Annotated in this window: 1 pseudogene; it reads left to right on the top strand. The window is 34.2% G+C overall.

Annotated features, from left to right (window positions below):
- Positions 1-141 precede the first annotated feature (141 nt).
- Positions 142-325 (top strand): annotated as a pseudogene (locus tag H4O21_RS28750) (carboxymuconolactone decarboxylase family protein); the annotation flags it as partial.

Here is a 325-nt window from a genome sequence, read left to right as displayed (position 1 = left end):
CAATAAACAAATTATGCCCCGAAGGATTGGTACTTTCAAATCGCATTTCTCCTAACCATTTTGTGGAAACTTTTATTGCCATTTTTCTGAATTATTTTTCGTTAATTGTAAATTCAAAAATACTACTAAAAAAATAAAATCATGCCTTTAGTAACGCCATTATCTCCAGAGCACGATCTGGAAACCAAAGCACTTGCAGAATTCTTTAACGAAACTTTGGGCTTTTGTCCAAACTCAGTATTAACCATGCAACGTCGTCCTGCCATCAGTAAGGCATTTATCAATTTAAATAAAGCTGTTATGGCTAATGAAGGACGTGTAACAT

It is taken from the genome of Oceanospirillum sediminis, from assembly GCF_014164585.1.
Lineage (GTDB): Bacteria > Pseudomonadota > Gammaproteobacteria > Pseudomonadales > Halomonadaceae > Oceanospirillum > Oceanospirillum sediminis.
Note: the sequence above shows the minus strand (reverse complement) of the source record. Positions and strands in the feature narration are given on the sequence as shown.